This window comes from Nonomuraea sp. NPDC050663, from assembly GCF_044456985.1.
GTDB lineage: Bacteria > Actinomycetota > Actinomycetes > Streptosporangiales > Streptosporangiaceae > Nonomuraea.
Genome location: NZ_JBITGL010000014.1, coordinates 1 through 15,225, shown reverse-complemented (window position 1 = coordinate 15,225; position 15,225 = coordinate 1). Strand labels below are relative to the sequence as shown.

General features: G+C 73.0%; 12 protein-coding genes. 4 read left to right on the top strand and 8 right to left on the bottom strand.

What is annotated here, in order from left to right; all coding sequences use genetic code 11:
- Window positions 1–382: 382 nt before the first annotated feature.
- The gene (ligD, locus tag ACIBH1_RS34285; protein ID WP_397318148.1) at window positions 383–1,396 is read right to left on the bottom strand and encodes a non-homologous end-joining DNA ligase; all 1,014 of its coding nucleotides are present in this window, start codon (window positions 1,394–1,396) and stop codon (window positions 383–385) included.
- 325 nt (window positions 1,397–1,721) lie between these two features.
- Here ligD and msrB point away from each other — a divergent pair, with 325 nt between their 5' ends.
- Window positions 1,722–2,126: a peptide-methionine (R)-S-oxide reductase MsrB gene (gene msrB / locus ACIBH1_RS34280; RefSeq protein ID WP_181613274.1), complete on the top strand. Its 405-nt coding sequence runs from the start codon at window positions 1,722–1,724 to the stop codon at window positions 2,124–2,126.
- Between the two features lie 183 nt (window positions 2,127–2,309).
- Here msrB and ACIBH1_RS34275 read toward each other — a convergent pair whose 3' ends face one another.
- Genes ACIBH1_RS34275 through ACIBH1_RS34265 form a run of 3 tightly spaced genes read right to left on the bottom strand, consistent with a single transcriptional unit; the run spans window position 2,310 to window position 6,969 of the window.
- Window positions 2,310–3,743, bottom strand: coding sequence for a DUF2254 family protein (locus tag ACIBH1_RS34275; protein WP_397318147.1), 1,434 nt, complete (start codon window positions 3,741–3,743; stop codon window positions 2,310–2,312).
- A 38-nt stretch (window positions 3,744–3,781) separates the two neighbouring features.
- Window positions 3,782–5,911 carry an alpha/beta fold hydrolase gene (locus ACIBH1_RS34270; protein ID WP_397318146.1) on the bottom strand — a complete coding sequence of 710 codons (2,130 nt, stop codon included), beginning with the start codon at window positions 5,909–5,911 and terminating at the stop codon, window positions 3,782–3,784.
- A gap of 2 nt (window positions 5,912–5,913) precedes the next feature.
- A complete protein-coding gene (locus ACIBH1_RS34265) occupies window positions 5,914–6,969 on the bottom strand; it encodes a class I SAM-dependent methyltransferase (protein ID WP_397318145.1) in 1,056 nt (351 codons plus the stop codon).
- Window positions 6,970–7,067: 98 nt separating this feature from the next.
- Here ACIBH1_RS34265 and ACIBH1_RS34260 point away from each other — a divergent pair, with 98 nt between their 5' ends.
- A complete protein-coding gene (locus ACIBH1_RS34260) occupies window positions 7,068–10,313 on the top strand; it encodes an ATP-binding protein (protein ID WP_397318144.1) in 3,246 nt (1,081 codons plus the stop codon).
- Here the strand turns inward: ACIBH1_RS34260 and ACIBH1_RS34255 are convergent.
- From ACIBH1_RS34255 to hemG, 3 genes are all read right to left on the bottom strand, one after another.
- Window positions 10,291–10,767 carry a hypothetical protein gene (locus ACIBH1_RS34255; RefSeq protein WP_397318143.1) on the bottom strand — a complete coding sequence of 159 codons (477 nt, stop codon included), beginning with the start codon at window positions 10,765–10,767 and terminating at the stop codon, window positions 10,291–10,293. The two genes, ACIBH1_RS34260 and ACIBH1_RS34255, sit on opposite strands and share 23 nt — an antisense overlap.
- 147 nt (window positions 10,768–10,914) lie before the next feature.
- On the bottom strand, window positions 10,915–11,607 hold the full coding sequence (gene hemQ, locus ACIBH1_RS34250; RefSeq protein ID WP_397318142.1) for a hydrogen peroxide-dependent heme synthase: 693 nt from the start codon (window positions 11,605–11,607) through the stop codon (window positions 10,915–10,917).
- Window positions 11,604–12,983 (bottom strand): protoporphyrinogen oxidase, encoded by a 1,380-nt coding sequence (gene hemG, locus ACIBH1_RS34245; protein WP_397318141.1) that lies wholly within the window; start codon window positions 12,981–12,983, stop codon window positions 11,604–11,606. The genes hemQ and hemG overlap by 4 nt, the downstream gene beginning before the upstream one ends.
- Window positions 12,984–13,109: 126 nt before the next feature.
- Here hemG and ACIBH1_RS34240 point away from each other — a divergent pair, with 126 nt between their 5' ends.
- Together ACIBH1_RS34240 and ACIBH1_RS34235 are read left to right on the top strand one after the other, a co-directional pair.
- Window positions 13,110–14,018, top strand: coding sequence for a DUF4349 domain-containing protein (locus ACIBH1_RS34240; protein ID WP_397318140.1), 909 nt, complete (start codon window positions 13,110–13,112; stop codon window positions 14,016–14,018).
- 76 nt (window positions 14,019–14,094) lie between these two features.
- Complete coding sequence (locus ACIBH1_RS34235) at window positions 14,095–14,865, top strand: sulfite exporter TauE/SafE family protein (RefSeq protein ID WP_397318139.1); 771 nt, start codon at window positions 14,095–14,097, stop codon at window positions 14,863–14,865.
- On the opposite strand, the gene ACIBH1_RS34230 is transcribed toward ACIBH1_RS34235, so the two are convergent.
- Window positions 14,850–15,225, bottom strand: a 376-nt coding sequence (locus ACIBH1_RS34230; RefSeq protein WP_397318138.1) for a uroporphyrinogen decarboxylase family protein, incomplete at its 5' end; no start/stop codon positions are given. The genes ACIBH1_RS34235 and ACIBH1_RS34230 overlap by 16 nt on opposite strands.

Genomic DNA, 15,225 nt, shown 5'->3' with positions numbered 1-15,225 from the left:
ACTATTGGACCGAGCGTCAAGTAATGTGACCGAAGTGAAATTCGGTCAGTCGCGCGCCTTCTCCTTCGAGTTCAGCATCCGTCCAGCGGCCCTGATCAAGCTGGAGCCCCCTACATGGAGAGGAGGAAGAGATGCGCGACTGGGTGTGGAAGCACCGCAGCTGGGACTGGGGCAGCCCCGGCTTCGACTGGTCATGAGGTGACCGGTACGGCATAGGACGGGAGTGAATGCCGTACCACGTAGGGAGGCGGCGCCGGCGAAGGTCGGCGTCGCCGTACGGTCAGCCGTGCCACCGCGCGGTGTGCAGGACGGCGGGGTTGGTCGCGCTGTCGCCGATCTTCCGGCGACCTCGCGCCACGTTTCCCACATCACCAGATGAGCTTCACCCGTTTTCGCTGGTGGAGTCCCTTGCTCGACTCGGCTGGACCCGCATCGGCTCGCCCGGCATCTTCGGATAGTTGGGCGGGTAGGGCATGTCGCCGCGCTCGTCCTTGTCGTACCACTCCAGCAGCGGCTCGATCGAGAACGCCCGCTCGTCGATCGAGGCGTGCACGTCGCCCAGCTCGGCGAAGCGCGCGGGCACGGTGCGGATCGTCAGGTCCTCGGGGTTGACGTCGGCCAGTTCGTCCCACGTCACCGGCGTGGAGACCTGCCCGTTGGGCTTGGCGCGCACCGAGTAGGCGGCGACCACCGTGCGGTCGCGGGCGTTCTGGTTGAAGTCGATGAAGACCCTGTCGCCCCGCTCCTCCTTCCACCAGGCCGTGGTGACCAGGTCGGGGGCGCGGTCGGCGATGGCCCTGGCCAGGGCGATGCCCGCGTGCCGTACCTGGACGAAGTCCCAGCGCGGCTCGATGCGGATGTTGACGTGAACGCCGCGGCTGCCCGAGGTCTTGGGGTAGCCGGTGATGCCCAGCTCGCCGAGCACGTCGCGGCACAGGAAGGCGGCCTCGCGGACCGTGTCGAAGCTCAGGCCGGGCTGCGGGTCGAGGTCGACGCGCAGTTCGTCGGGGTGTTCGACGTCGGCGGCGCGCACCTGCCACGGGTGGAAGTCGACGGTGCCGAGGTTGGCGCAGTAGGCGATGGCCGCGACCTCGGTGACCTTCAGCGAGTCGGCCGTGCGGCCGCTCGGGAAGCGCACGGTGACCGTCTCCAGCCAGTCGGGATGCTTGGGCGGCATGCGCTTTTGGTAGATCGCCTCGGTGTGGATGCCGTCGGGGTGGCGCTTGAGGTTGGTCGGGCGGTCCTTCATCGCACGCAGGGCGCCCTCGCCCACGCTGACGTAGTACTCGACCAGCTCCCGCTTGGTCACCCCGATCTCCGGGAAGTACACCTTGTCAGGGTTGGTCACCTTGACAGTGCGCTGTCCGACTTCGAGCTCAATGTACGGCGAGGCCATGGCAAGAACCTACCCCTTCACCCCTGGGTCGGGGTGGTCCGCCCGGAGCCGCACAGTGGCGGGACCGGGGCTCGACGGGCGGACCCATCCGGCCGTTCCGCTGTCTCGGCCGATTCCGGACGCTGGCGCGTCGCCCGGCCGGCCTCCTGATCACCCTCGGCTCCAGCACGGGCGTGGGCTGTGCCGAAGAGGTGAACCGCGGTCGGGCCGTACCCCTTTGCTGGAAGGCGATGACACCCCCCATGACGATAAAGACGCAGAATCACCCCAGAATGGATGCTTGTCCCGCGGAGATCTCTTTTTGCGGACACCGTAGGCTGGTCATATGGACAAGGTGGTCAAGACCGACGCCGAATGGCGGGTGCAGCTGACACCCGAAGAGTTCCACGTACTGCGCGAGGCGGGCACGGAGCGGCCCTTCACCGGCGAGTACGTCGACACCAAGACCGAGGGCGTCTACTCCTGCCGCGCCTGCGGCGCGGAGCTGTTCCGCTCGGAGACCAAGTTCGACTCGCACTGCGGCTGGCCCAGCTTCTTCGAGCCGTCGAAGTCGGAGGCGGTCAGGCTCATCGAGGACCGCGGCCATGGCATGGTCCGCACCGAGGTGCGCTGCGCCAGGTGCGACTCCCACCTCGGCCACGTCTTCCACGGCGAGGGCTACTCCACGCCCACCGACGACAGGTACTGCATCAACTCCGTCTCGCTGCGCCTCGAGCCCACTGCGGAGTGATCACACGGCGACGTCACGTAACGATCGCCAGAGACGGGTATGACCCGCACGTGAAGGTCATGCCGCACCTGCGCCACCGCTGGGTGACGATCGAGCAGATCGGCAAGGTCGTCGTCCAGGAATGCGAGGTGTGCGGCAAGACCCGCGTGCGCGTGCGCTGACAGTGGCCGTTCGGAGTCGGGGCTAGCGGAACCTGAACGGGCGGGGACCGGTCAGGTCGGTGTCGTCGAACTGGTCGATCAGGTCCTGCTCGTCGACCAGGCCGCCCTTGTCCACCAGCAGCGGGCCCATCGCCCGCACCTGGTCGGCCAGGTCCTCGTGGCCGATGGCGTCGAGTGACGCCCGCAACTTGGCCAGCGCCCTGCTCAGCTCCACGCTGGCCACGTGCGTCAGGGCGGCGGGCAGGGCGCGCACCAGGCTGCGCACCGCCACCTCCCTGTCGTGCTCCTGCAGCTGGGGCAGGATCTCCGCGAGGCTCGCCAGCGCGGTCGCGCAGGTGTGGTGCTGGCGCGAGGAGGTGCTCACGACGACGATGTCCACGAGCGTCGCCACGATCTTCCGCTGGACCGCGTCGTCGTAGACGACCGGAAGCCGCCCGCCGTACTCCTCGGGGTCGGGCAGGGGGGTGGCCGCCCAGCGGCCGGACAGGTCGCGCAGCGCGCCCACGGCTGCCTGGGCCACGTCGGGGTTCTGGCGTGACGACGTCGCCGCCCAGGCGATGTTGCCGAGCTGGTCGATGGCGTAGTCGGGATCGATGCCCGCGTCGCGCGTGCGGTCGATGATCACGCAGTCAAGCACGCCCCGCGCCGCGATCCTGCGCTGCTCGGGCGAGCCGCCGCGGATGCGCACCACGCCGTCGCCGTAGGCGAGCAGGTCGCCGATGCGCACCTGGAAGGCCACCTCGACCCCGTCGCCCACCCTGGCCATCAGCGCCTCCAGCCGCGCGGCGACGATGTCGACCACGTAGCCGGACGACTCGGTCGTGACCGTGTCGGGTTTGTCGTCGCGCACCTCGGGGACGGGGCGGCAGCGGGCGAGCAGGGGATACTGCCGGGCGCGCGCCTGACCCGCCCGGTCCTGGATGGAGCGCACGACCGTCGTGGGGCGCATCTGGTCGATCATCAGATAGGCCATGAAGATCAGCAGGACGAGCGCCCCCGCGGCCAGGACGATGGCCAGCAGCGGCCCCACCCCGGCCCAGGTCGGCCGGGCGACCGCCATGACGAGGTAGGTGTAGGTCGCACACCCGGCCACGTAGCCGAAGTAGGCCTGGTTGGCCTTGCGGCGCAGGAACTGGTCGAACACGACGGGCGCCACCGTCGTGGAGGTGTGCGAGATCGCGACCAGGAGCGCGGAGAGCGTCAGCGTGGTCACCGTGACCAGGCCGGTCGCGATCACGCCCAGCATGCGCAGCAGGTTCTCGTGCGGGAAGAGCCTGGCCAGCCAGTCGCGCACGTGCTCCGGCCAGGCCGTGGACCAGAAGTCGACGAGGGTGGCCACGGCGGCCAGGCCGACGAACCCGAGCACCATCGCCAGCGGGGTCAGCAGGAACTCGGTGATCGGGAGCCGCCATCGTTGCTTGGGACTCCTGATGGCCACGCGGGACAGATCAGCCATCGCCTCCGACTGCCCGGCACTAGATCGCCGAAACGGAGTCAGAGCAGGTCGGCGAGCAGGGCGGCGGCCCTGGCGGCGCCGTCGCCCGGCACCGGACGGTAGTCCACCTGGCGTCCCAGCTCCGTGGCGACGATCTCGGCCAGCAGGTCGGGCGCCAGCTGCGCGTAGTCGAGCCGCCGTCCCGCGCGGTGCCTGCGCAGCCGGTGGGCGACGTGGAACTGCTGCTCGAAGTGGTTGCGCAGGGGGACGTAGACGAAGGGGCGCGCGGCCGCGGTCAGCTCCATGCAGGTGCTCAGGCCGCCCTGAACGACGGCCAGGTCGCAGGCGGCCAGGTGCAGGTGCAGCTCGGGCACGTAGGCGCGCACGTCGAGGCCGGCCAGGCGGGGGACGCGCGACGGGTCGATCCTGGGGCCGGTGACGACGACCATGCGCAGGCCGGGGACGCGGCGGGCGGCCTCCGGATAGGCCGCGGCGACCTTGGCGAGCAGGTCGGCGCCGACGCCGGAGCCGCCGACGCTCACGACGCACACGCGCTCGTCCGGCTCGTACCCGAGCCGCGCCCGCAACGCGTCGCGGTCCTGCGGGTGCTCGCCGAAGCCCGTGACATACCCGGAGAAGCGGAAGTGCTCGGCCGTCCACTCCCTGATCCCCGGCAGGCCGGGACCGAAGGATGCCTCCACGACGTCCTCGGGATCGCCCACGAAGAGCGCCCGATCACGCAGCCAGGGGAACCTCTCCACCCGCCTGATCATCTCCGTGTTGTAGTCGGCCGCGACCAGAGCCTCCCGCTCGCCCCCGCCCGGCATCGGCAGCACCCCGACGAAGTCGGTCAGCCACGCGAAGGCGAACCGCTTCAGCTCGGGGTTGTCGTGCAGGAAGTGGTCCACCTCCCACGCCTCGTCGGCCACCACCAGGTCGTACGCCTCGTCCCGCACGACCTGGTCGAAGAGCATGAAGTTGGCCAGCAGGATCTCGTCCATGCTCCGCAGCGCCTCGAAGCAGTGCAGGTCGTGCTCGCCCGCCTCGCTCTCCATGTGCGCCGACTCGCCGGCCAGCCACCGGCTCGCCGGGTGCACCCGCTCCCCCGCCGCCTCCAGCGCCCTGGTGACCGGGTCCTGGGCCAGCCAGTCGATGCGCAGCCCCGGGCGCTGCGCCCGCAGCTCGCGGGCGATCGCCAGGTCGCGGCGGGCGTGCCCGAGCCCGATGGGCGACGACAGGTAGAGCACCCGCCGCTCCCGCCGGGTCCAGCGTTCCCACCGGCGCACCGGTTCCGCGGCGCCGCCGGACCAGCGCGCGGCGAACTCGCCGATGAGCAGGTTGACCCGCACGGGATCCCGCAGTTGCGGCAGGTGCCCGCCTCCCGCGATCGTCTCCAGCCGTCCGCCGGTCAGCTCCGCCACCGTACGCCCGTTCTCCGGCGGCACGACGTGGTCGTCGTCGCCGTGCACGACCAGCACCGGACCGGCCGCCCCTGCGCACCAGGAGCGCACCTGCTCCGCCGTGGCCCGTACGGCGTGGCTCTCGGCGACGAGCACCGCCCCGGTCGTCTCCAGACCCCAGGCGACCCCGTCCTCCACGCCCTTGGTGGAGTGCGGCTCGGACAGGCACTGTCCCATGAAGAACCAGAGGAAGTCCTCGTGCGCGGCCGTCCAGTAGTCGCGGTTGTACTTCACCCAGTGCGACGCGGGATCGGCCACGCCCTTGCGCACCGACGACGGCCCCACCTCGGGCGCGGGCCCGTCGAGGGCGGGCCGCCCGAGCTTGGCCAGGGGTACGGCAGGCGCGATGAGCACCGTGCCGAGCACGCGGCCGGGATGCTCGGCGGCCAGTTCGAGCGCCCAGTTCGCCCCGCGCGACAGGGCCACGAGCACGGCCCGGTCGAGCCCGGTGGCGTCCATGACCGCCAGGGCGTAGGAGACCTGCGCCGCCTGGTCGTAGGCGGAGGGCACGAGAGGCCGGTCGGAGCCGCCGTTGCCCGGCCCGTCGTAGACGACGACCCGGTGACGCCGGGAGAGGAAGGCCACCTGCATCTTCCAGATCCGCTTGTGGACCACGGTCCAGGCGGGCAGCAGCAGGATGGCCGGACCGCCGCTGCCGTACACCTCGTAGTGGATCTTGACTCCGCCGCGCTCGACGAAGCCCTCCTTGTCCGCCTCTCGCGCCCGCATGATCAGGGCCTGGCCTCGTACACCATGTTGAACGGGTTCTCGGCGACCTTGCGGAAGCGCGTGAACCCGGCGTCCGACGCGATGCGCCGCATGGCCGCCTCGCCCGCCTGCGCGCCGAGGGCGTAGCCGCCGGCCTGCGAGAGCGCGTTCGGCACGCACAGGAAGGTCGAGAACGAGTAGTAGACCCGCCCGATCGGGTTGAGGTTGGCGGCCGCGTCGTCGGCGGCGGCGGGCTCGACGATCATCCAGGTGCCGTCGGGGGCCAGCTGCTCGCGGATGTGCCGGGCGGCGCCGAGCGGGTCGCCCATGTCGTGCACGCAGTCGAAGGTGGTGACCAGGTCGTACGGCCCGCCGTCGAAGGTCTGCGCGGAGGCCTGGCGGAAGCTCGCCCGGTCGCCGACGCCCGCGCCGGCGGCTCGGCCGGTCGCCTCCTCGATGGAGGGCCCGTGGTAGTCGGAGCCGGCGAAGGTCGAGTTGGGGAAGGCCCGCGCCATCAGCACGGTCGAGGCGCCGTGGCCGCAGCCGACGTCGGCGACGCGCGCGCCCGACTGGAGCTTGGCCATGACGCCGTCGAGCGCGGGCAGCCACGCGTCGACGAGGTTGGCGGCGTAGCCGGGGCGGAAGAACCTCTCGCATCCGGTGAACACCTCGGGGTCGTGCTCGTGCCAGCCGACGCCCGCCCCCGACGTGAACGCCTCGGCGATGCGCTGCTCGTTGCGCAGCGCCCCCACCGCCAGCTGGAAGGCGCCCGGCAGGAAGACGGCGCCGTCGGGGTCGGTGAGCGCGAAGGCCTGCTCGTCGTTGAGCCAGTAGGTGCCCTCGGCGGGGTCGTGCTCGACGTAGCCGCCCGCGGCCTGGCCGCGCAGCCACTCCTCGACGTAGCGCGGGTGGGTGCCGGTGTTCTCCGCGAGGGTCTCCGGCCGCATCGGCTTGCCGGCCAGCGCGCGGTAGAGACCCAGCCGGTCGCCCACGAGGACGTTGCCCGCCGCCATCGTCGCCCCCAGGTCGCCGACGAACTTGCCGAGGAATTCCATGAGCCTGTCCTGATCGATCGCCATGATCGCCCCTCCGTTTGATGTGGATGCGCCCACCTTCCTCAGGGTTGTTGCAAGAACGTTGCAGTCGGGCGGCAACTGGGCGGATGACACTGGTGCCCATGGACGACCGGATCGAGGTTCGCCTGGTGGGCCCGCTGGCCGTACGCCGTGGCGACCGGGTCCTGCAGGCGGGAGCCGTGGGCAGCCGGCAGGCTCGCACGCTGCTGGCCCTGCTCGCCGTACGGCACGGCCAGGTGGTGCCCGCCGACGCGCTGGCCGACGCGGTGTGGGGCGGCGCGCAGCCGCCCCGGCCGGCGCGCAACCTGGCGACGCTGGTCAGCCGGTTGCGAACGGCCCTGGGCGCGGCCGTCATCGAGGGCGGCAGCGGCGGCTACCGGCTGGGCGCCTCGGTCGAGGTCGACCTGGCCGTGGCGGCCGGGAGGATCGCCGAGGCCGAGGAGCGGCTCACGGGGCGCGAGCTGGCCCTGGCGCTGGCCGCGGCGCGCGCCGCCGCCGGGCTGCTCGACGGGCCGGGCGTGCTGGCGGACCGGCCCGACGTGTGGTGGGCCGAGCCCGCGCGGGCGGCGCACGAGGCGTTGTTGCGGCGGGCCCGTCACGTGGCGGCCGAGGCGGCGCTGCGGGCGGGCAACACGGCGGCAGCGGTGTCGGCCGCCGGTGAGGCGGTGCGCGCCGACCCGCTGGACGAGAGCGCGTGCCGCCTGCTGATGCGCGCCCACGACGGCGCCGGGGAGGCGGGGCGGGCGCTGGCGGTCTACGAGCGGTTACGGTCGACGCTGGCGGAGGAGCTGGGCGCCGACCCGTCGCCCGCCACCCGCGACCTGCACGCCGCCATCCTCGCCGAACGTTCCCCCTCGCCCCACGACCTGCGCGGGGTCCTCGACGCCGGCTCCCTCGCATCGAACGGCGCCGGCGGCGCTCCCGAGGGCGGGGGGACCCGGCGGGCCGGAACCGCGCCCGACCCGCGGCGGCCGCACGAGGCGGAGTTCGTCGGCCGGGAGGCCGAGCTGGCGCGGCTGGCCGGGGCCTGGCAGCAGGCCATGCGCGGCGACGCCCGCCTGGTCCTGCTCACCGGCGAGGCGGGCATCGGCAAGACCAGCCTGGCCCTGCGCTTCGCCAGGACTGTCGCCGCCTCCGGTGCCCGCTGCGTCTCCGCCCGCTGCTTCGAGGCGGAACGTTCCCTGTTCCTGCAGCCCTTCGCCGAGCTGCTCACCCAGCTCGCCGCCGGCCTGCCGCCCGACGAACTGCGCGAGGCGGCCTCCGGCAGGGCGGCCCCGCTGGCGCTGCTCGTCCCCGACCTGGCCGCCCTGCTCGACGCCGGCGACGGCGAGCGCGGCAGCGCCGAGATCGAGCGCCGCCGCGCCTACGAGGCCATCACGCTGTTCCTGCGCCGCCTGTGCGCCCGCCAGCCGCTGCTGCTCGTCATCGACGACCTGCAGCACGCCAGCAGGGCCACCGTCGAGCTGCTGCACTACCTGGCCGCCCGGTTCGGCTCGGGCAGGCTGATGGCCCTGGCCACGGCGCGCGCCGAGGAGGGCCAGGCCGTACGCGACCTGCTGGGCGAGGCGGCCGAGCCGATCGAGGTCGGCCCGCTGGACGCCGGGAGCGTCGAGCGGCTGGCCACGGCGGCGGGCCACGCCGGGCTGGCCGGCCAGATCGGCGAGCGCACGCGCGGCCACACGCTGTTCGTCGTGGAGAGCCTCAGGGCCCTGGCCGCGGGCGAGTCGGGCGTGCCGGAGTCGCTGCGCACGAGCGTGCTGGCCAGGGTCAGGAGGGCGGGCGCCCCGGCCGAGGAGCTGCTGCGCGCCGCGTCGGTGCTGGGCCCGTCGTTCGCCCCCGCGACGGTCGCGGGCCTGCTGGACATCGGCGTGCAGGAGGCGGCCCGCCGGTGCGAGCGCGCGCTGGAGGCCAGGCTGAGCGTGATCACCGGCAGGGAGTACGAGTTCGCCAACGATCTCATCCAGGAGATCCTCTACAGCAGCATCCCGGTGCCCACCAGGACCGCCTACCACCGGGCCGCGGCCGACCTGCTGGCCGGCAATCCCGAGGCGGTGGCCCGCCACAGCGCGGCCGCCGGCGACTGGCAGCGCGCCGCGTCCGGCTGGCTGGCGGCCGGGCAGCGCGCCATCGCCAGACACGCGGTCGACGACGCGCACTCCCTGCTCGACCTGGCGCTGGGCGCCGCCACGCGCGCGGCCGACCCGGAGCTGCGCGGCCAGGCCCACCTGCTCAGGGGCCGGGCCAACGAGATGGCCTTCCGCTTCGAGTCCGCCCTGGCCGACCACGAGGCGGCCGTCGAGCTGGGCCGCGCGACCGGCGACCGGCGGCTGGAGATGAGCGCCCTGCGCCAGCTCGGCGGCGCGGCCTGGGCCGGGTGCGGCCGTCCCGTCGCGGAGGGCCTGGAGCACGTGCGCGCCGGGCTGCGGCAGGCGACGCTCCTGGGCGACCGCGGCGCGGAGGCGCACCTGCTCGGCTGGCTGGCCGTGGTCAGCAGCAACCAGCTGCGGCTCGGCGACGCCCTCGGCTACGGCCGGCGGGCCCTGGCAGCGGCACGCCAGGCCCACGACGACCACGCGCTCGCCGCCGCCCTCGACGGCCTGAAGACCGCCCACGCCCACCTGGGCAGGATGCCGGAGCTGTCACGCCTGATCGGCGAGCTGGAGCCGCTGCTGCGCGAGCTCGGCGACCTGTGGCTGCTGCAGTGGTGCGTCTTCGAGTCGGCGCTGCCGATGGTGGCCGTGGGCGCGTGGGACGAGGCCGCCGCGCGGATCCACGACGCCCTGGCCATCAACCGGCGCAGCGGCTACACCGGCTACGACCGCTGGTACCTGGCGCACCTGGGCTGGATCGCCCGGCTGCGCGGCGACTACGACGAGGCCGTGAGGTACGGCAGGCAGTCGCTCGACGGTGACTCGCACGCCTGGTGGACGGCGGCGACCCCGGCGATGCACGCCACGACCCTCATCGAGCTGGGTCGCGACGCGGAGGCGACGGCCCTGCTGGAGCGCGCCATGGAGGCCTGCTCGGCACACGGCACCCTGGCCTACACGCTGCGCTGCCTGGCCCCGCTGGCGGAGGTGACCGGCTCGGCCGCCCTCCTGAAGCAGGCCGACACGCTGGTGCGCGGCATCGAGGCCCCGCCCGGCGCCGCCTGGCTGCAGGGCACCGACGCCTACGTCTCGGTGGCGCGCGCCCACCTGGCCAGGGGCGAGGCCCGCAACGCCCTGAGGGTGCTGGAGCCGGTGCTCACCGCCGCCCCGGGGGCGGGCTGGACGGCCCCGGTCGCGGCGGCGCGCGAGCTGGCCGGGCGGTGCCGGGCCGCGCTCAGCCCGGCTCGGGGTGGGTGACCCGGCAGTTGTCGTCGCCGGGGCCGAGGATGTTGGCCAGCACCGGGTTGCCGTTCTCGCCGAACTCGGCCTGCACGAACACCACCGGGTCGGCCACGCCCTGGTCGCGGAGGTATTCCAGGCCGCGCTCGCACAGGGTCAGCGCCGAGTCGGAGTTGTCGGCCGACTCCGGCAGGTCGGTGTAGATGCGCAGGTAGCCGCCGACGGTGCGCACGTCCTTGATGCGCTTGACCGGCTTGTCGTCCCAGCGCTGCTTGAAGTAGTCGGCCGCGCGGCGGTCGGTGTGCTTGGAGGGCCCGTCGGCCTTCTCCTCGGAGGAGGCCTTCGGCTTCTTGGCCTTGGTGGGCTTGGCCGAGGGAGTGGGATGCGCGGCGGCCTGGGGCCCTTCGAGGGCCGCCGGGCTGGGCACCGTGACGGCGACCACCGGCCGCCGCGGCTCCTCGTCGTGCGTCACCAGATAGCCGATTCCCGCTAAAACCGCCCCGGCCGTGGGAACGGCGACCCACAGCCCCCGCGCCGTCCGGCGGCGCCGCCTGGAACGTGACACGCCCCGATTGTGACAAGGCGCGGCACGTTCCGCCCGCGATACACCGAAACGGTCTTACGGCAGGCCGGCGAGGAGTTCCTGCACGGGCTTGCGCACGCCGGTGTAGAAGGGGATCTCGATGCGGGTGTGCTTGCGCGCCTCGGCTCCGCGCAGGTGGCGCATCAGGTCGACGATGCGGTGCAGCTCGTCGGCCTCGAAGGCGAGCATCCACTCGAAGTCGTTGAGCGCGAAGCAGGAGACGGTGTTGGCGCGCACGTCGGGGTAGTCGCGGGCCATCTGGCCGTGCTCGGCGAGCATGCGCCGGCGGTCGGCGTCGTCGAGCAGATACCACTCCAGGGAGCGCACGAACGGGTAGACGCACACGTAGCCGCGCGGCTCCTCCTCGGCCAGGAAGGCCGGGATGTGCGACTTGTTGAACTCGGCCGGCCGGTGCAGCGCCATCGCCGACCAGACGGGCGCGCTGTGGCGGCCCAGGCTGGTGCGGCGGAAGCGGGAGTAGACGTCCTGCAGGTCCTCGGGGGTGGAGGCGTGCCACCAGAACATGTAGTCGGCGTCGGCGCGGAACCCCGCCACGTCGTAGACGCCGCGGGTCACGACGTCCTTGCGCGAGGCCTGCTCCAGCAGCTGCTCGACCTCGTCGGCCATGCCCTCGCGGTTGCCCGGGCAGGGCTCGGTCGTGCGGAAGACCGACCACATCGTGTAGCGGATCACCTGGTTGAGGTCGCGCGCCTTGAGCCGTTCAGTCATGCCTCAACCCTACTGAGCACGCGTGCCGCTGCCGTACGCGCGGTGGCGATGCAGGCGGGGACGCCGAGCCCGTCGTAGGCGGCCCCGCAGACCTCCAGGCCCGGCTGGACGGCCACGGCGGCGCGGATCCTGGCCACCCGGTCGAGGTGGCCGACGTTGTACTGCGGCAGCGCCCCGCCCCACCGGGTGACGCGCGTGTCGACCGGCAGCCCGCGCACCCCGCTGACCTCGGCCAGCTCGGTCATGGCCAGGGAGATCAGCTCGCCGTCGTCGCGCTGGAGCAGGTGCTCCTCGCCCAGCCGCCCGATCGAGCACCTGACCAGCACCAGGTCCTGCGACAGGTGCGGCCACTTGATGGAGCTGAAGGTGACCGCCTTGATGGGCCGTCCCTCGACGGAGGGCACCAGGTAGCCGCTGCCCTCGGGGAGCGAGGGGAAGGCGGAGGCAGGGTAGGCGAGCGTGACGATGGCCATGCTGGCGTACTCGATGCGGCCCAGCTCGGCCGCGGCCTTGGGCACCTCGCGCCTGAGCAGCCTGGCGGCGGGCGCGGCGGGCACGGCGATGATCACCGCGTCGGCCTCGATCGTCTCGGGCGCCGGCACCGGCCCGGTCACCAGCCTCCAGCCGTGTTCGAGGCGGTGCAGCTCGCGCACGGTGACGCCGGTCCTGATCTCCGCCCCCGAGGCCTTGGCGACCGCCTCGGGCAGGCTGCCCAGCCCGCCGCGCAGCGTCGTGAAGACCGGCCCGGCGTCCTTGGGCGCCTCGCCCGCGATCTGCCGGGCGGCGCTGAGCAGGGAGCGTTCGGAACGCGCCAGCGTGGCGACGCGCGGCATGGTCGCGTCTAGCGACAGCATGTCGGCCCGGCCCGCGTAGACGCCGCCGAGCAGCGGCTCCACCATGCGCTCCAGCACCTCGTCGCCCATGCGGGCGCGGATGTAGGCGGCCACCGACACGTCGGTGCGCACCAGGGTGGCGGGCAGGATCTGGTCCATCGGCACGCGCAGCAGCCCGCCGGGCGAGATGATGCCGGAGCGCGCCAGCTCGGTCAGGTCGGACGGCACGCCCATGACCTGCCCCTTGGGCAGCGGGCGCAGCTCGCCGCGGCTGTAGACGGCGGCCCTGGTGGTGCCGGGCGAGACCAGCTCGTCGCCGAGCCCCACCAGCTTGGCCAGCTCCTTGCCCTCGGGGCGGCGGGCCAGCATCGCCTCGGCCCCGGCGTCGAGGCGCACCCCTGCCACCTCGCTCGCCCACAACTTGCCGCCGATGCGCGGCGAGCCCTCCAGGACGGTGACTCTCACCGGCCCGCTCTGGCGCAGATACCAGGCTGCCGCCAGACCCGAGATGCCGCCACCCACGATCACCACATGCGCGTCCACAACACCCGACGCTACCGCCTGCCGGGTCCGGTCCTTCAGCGTGATCCGGTGGTGCGCGTACCGTGACGTCCCCGTGACGACTCGCGAGCGCGACATTCCGTCTGTAAAGGCATGAGGAGATTACGAGTGAGCGTGGCACTGACAGGGGCGTGCCTCGCGTTGCTGACCGCCTGCGGCGGCGGCATGGGGTCGTCGGCGGGCGGCAACGCGGAGTCCGGCGCCAGGGCTCCCGCCGCCGCCCCCACCATGGCCGCGCCGCAGAAGGACTCCGCGGGCCAGAAGGCTCCCACCGAGCAGGTCAAGGTGACCCAGGAGCAGCGGCAGATCATCTACGTCGCCCGCGTCACCGTGCGGGCCAAGGACGTCTTCGAGGCCGGCGCCAAGGCCAAGCAGATCGTCACCGCCGCCGGCGGCTACGTCTCCAAGGAGGACTCCAGCGCCGCGGAGGAGTCGGAGGGGCGCTCCACCCTGGAGTTCAAGGTGCCGCCCGCGGCCTACCCGGGCGTGCTGGCCGCGCTCGGCAAGGACCTGGGCAAGCAGCTGTCGTCGAGCCAGACCGCCGAGGACGTCACGCAGCAGGTGGCCGACATCAACAGCCGGGTCGCCTCGGCCGAGGAGTCGCTGGCCTCGCTGCGCGCCCTGCTCAAGCAGGCCACGACCGTCGGCCAGGTCATGGAGGTCGAGCAGCAGATCTACAGCCGCACCGCGGAGCTGGAGTCGCTGCAGGCCCAGCAGAAGGAGCTGGCCCGCCAGACCGGCCACGCCACCATCACGCTCGACCTGATCGGCCCGGTCTCGCCCGGGCCGCTTCCCGAGGAGGAGAAGCCGCCGGGCTTCCTCGACGGGCTCAGGGGCGGCTGGGACGCCCTGGTGTCCTTCGTCCGGGTGGCGCTGATGGTGCTGGGCGCGCTGCTGCCCTGGATGCTGGTCATCGTGCCGGTCCTGCTGGTCACCACGTGGGCGCTGCGCCGCCGCTCCTCTCCTCCTCCGCCGCCGCCGGTGGCCGAGCCGGAGCGTGAGAAGGAACCCGTCTAAAGCACGGAAAAAGCGAAAAGATAGCGACGCACGATACTTCGTTGGCCGAGTTGTTCGGGGGACCTCGGGGGATCGTGTGCAGCCAGAGCTCGTGCTGTTGTTGCTCGCCGTCGCGCTGGCGGCGGGCTGGGTCGACGCCGTCGTGGGCGGTGGTGGCTTGGTCCAGTTGCCGGCGCTGTTGCTGGCCTTCCCCGTCGCGCCACCGGCGACGCTCCTGGCCACCGACAAGCTCTCGTCGATCTCCGGCACCACGGCCTCGGCCATCGGGTTCGCCCGCGGCGCCCGGATCGACCTGCGCCTGGCCGTGCCCGCGGCGGTGTGCGCGATGGCGCTGTCGGGGCTGGGGGCGGCCACGGCGGGGCTGATCCCGGCGCAGGTCTTCCGCCCCTTCGTGCTCGGCGCGCTCGTGATGGTGGCCGCCGTGGTGGTGCTGCGGCCCCGCCTGGGAACCGGCGCGCGCGAGCCGCGCCCCGCACGGGGACGCAGCGTCGCCGCGCTCACGGTCGCGGGGGTAGTGCTGCCCTTCTACAACGGCCTGGTCGGTCCGGGCACCGGGGCGATGATCCTGCTGGCCCTGACCGGGCTGCTGGGGCTGGACTTCATCGACGGCTCCGCCACCGCCAAGGTCGTCAACCTGGGCGCGAACCTGGGGGCGCTGCTGGTGTTCGCCCTCCACGGGCAGGCGATGTGGATGCTGGGCCTGTGCATGGCGGCCTGCAACGTGATGGGCGCGCGCCTGGGCACTCGTACGGCCCTGCGCAAGGGCGCGGGCTTCATCAGGGCGACCCTGCTGTGCGTGGTGGCCGCCCTGATCGTCAAGCTCGGCCTCGACTACCTGAACGCGTGAACCAGCTCGGTCAGCCGCTTGAGCTGGTCGGGGTCGGTGCTGGGCAGCACGCCGTGGCCGAGGTTGAACACGTGGCCCTCGGCCTGGCTCCCGCGCCGCAGGATCTCGGTGGCCTTGCGCTCGACCGCCTCCCAGGGCGCCAGCAGGATGGCCGGGTCGAGGTTGCCCTGCAGCGCCTTGCCTGGGCCGACCCGCCGGGCGGCCTCGTCGAGCGGCACCCGCCAGTCGACGCCCACCACGTCGGCCCCGACCTCGCCGAGCAGCCCGAGCAGCTCGCCGGTGCCCACGCCGAAGTGGATGCGCGGCACGTCGGTCACCGCCTCGAAGATCCGCCGGGTGTACGGCATGACGAACTCGCGG

Bases quoted from the DNA above. Each gene is read 5' to 3' on its own strand.
- hemQ (WP_397318142.1), bottom strand. From the start codon at position 11,607: ATGACTGAACGGCTCAAGGCGCGCGACCTCAACCAGGTGATCCGCTAC.
- ACIBH1_RS34270 (WP_397318146.1), bottom strand. From the start codon at position 5,911: ATGCGGGCGCGAGAGGCGGACAAGGAGGGCTTCGTCGAGCGCGGCGGA.
- ACIBH1_RS34275 (WP_397318147.1), bottom strand. From the start codon at position 3,743: ATGGCTGATCTGTCCCGCGTGGCCATCAGGAGTCCCAAGCAACGATGG.
- ACIBH1_RS34260 (WP_397318144.1), top strand. From the start codon at position 7,068: ATGGACGACCGGATCGAGGTTCGCCTGGTGGGCCCGCTGGCCGTACGC.
- ligD (WP_397318148.1), bottom strand. From the start codon at position 1,396: ATGGCCTCGCCGTACATTGAGCTCGAAGTCGGACAGCGCACTGTCAAG.
- ACIBH1_RS34265 (WP_397318145.1), bottom strand. From the start codon at position 6,969: ATGGCGATCGATCAGGACAGGCTCATGGAATTCCTCGGCAAGTTCGTC.
- msrB (WP_181613274.1), top strand. From the start codon at position 1,722: ATGGACAAGGTGGTCAAGACCGACGCCGAATGGCGGGTGCAGCTGACA.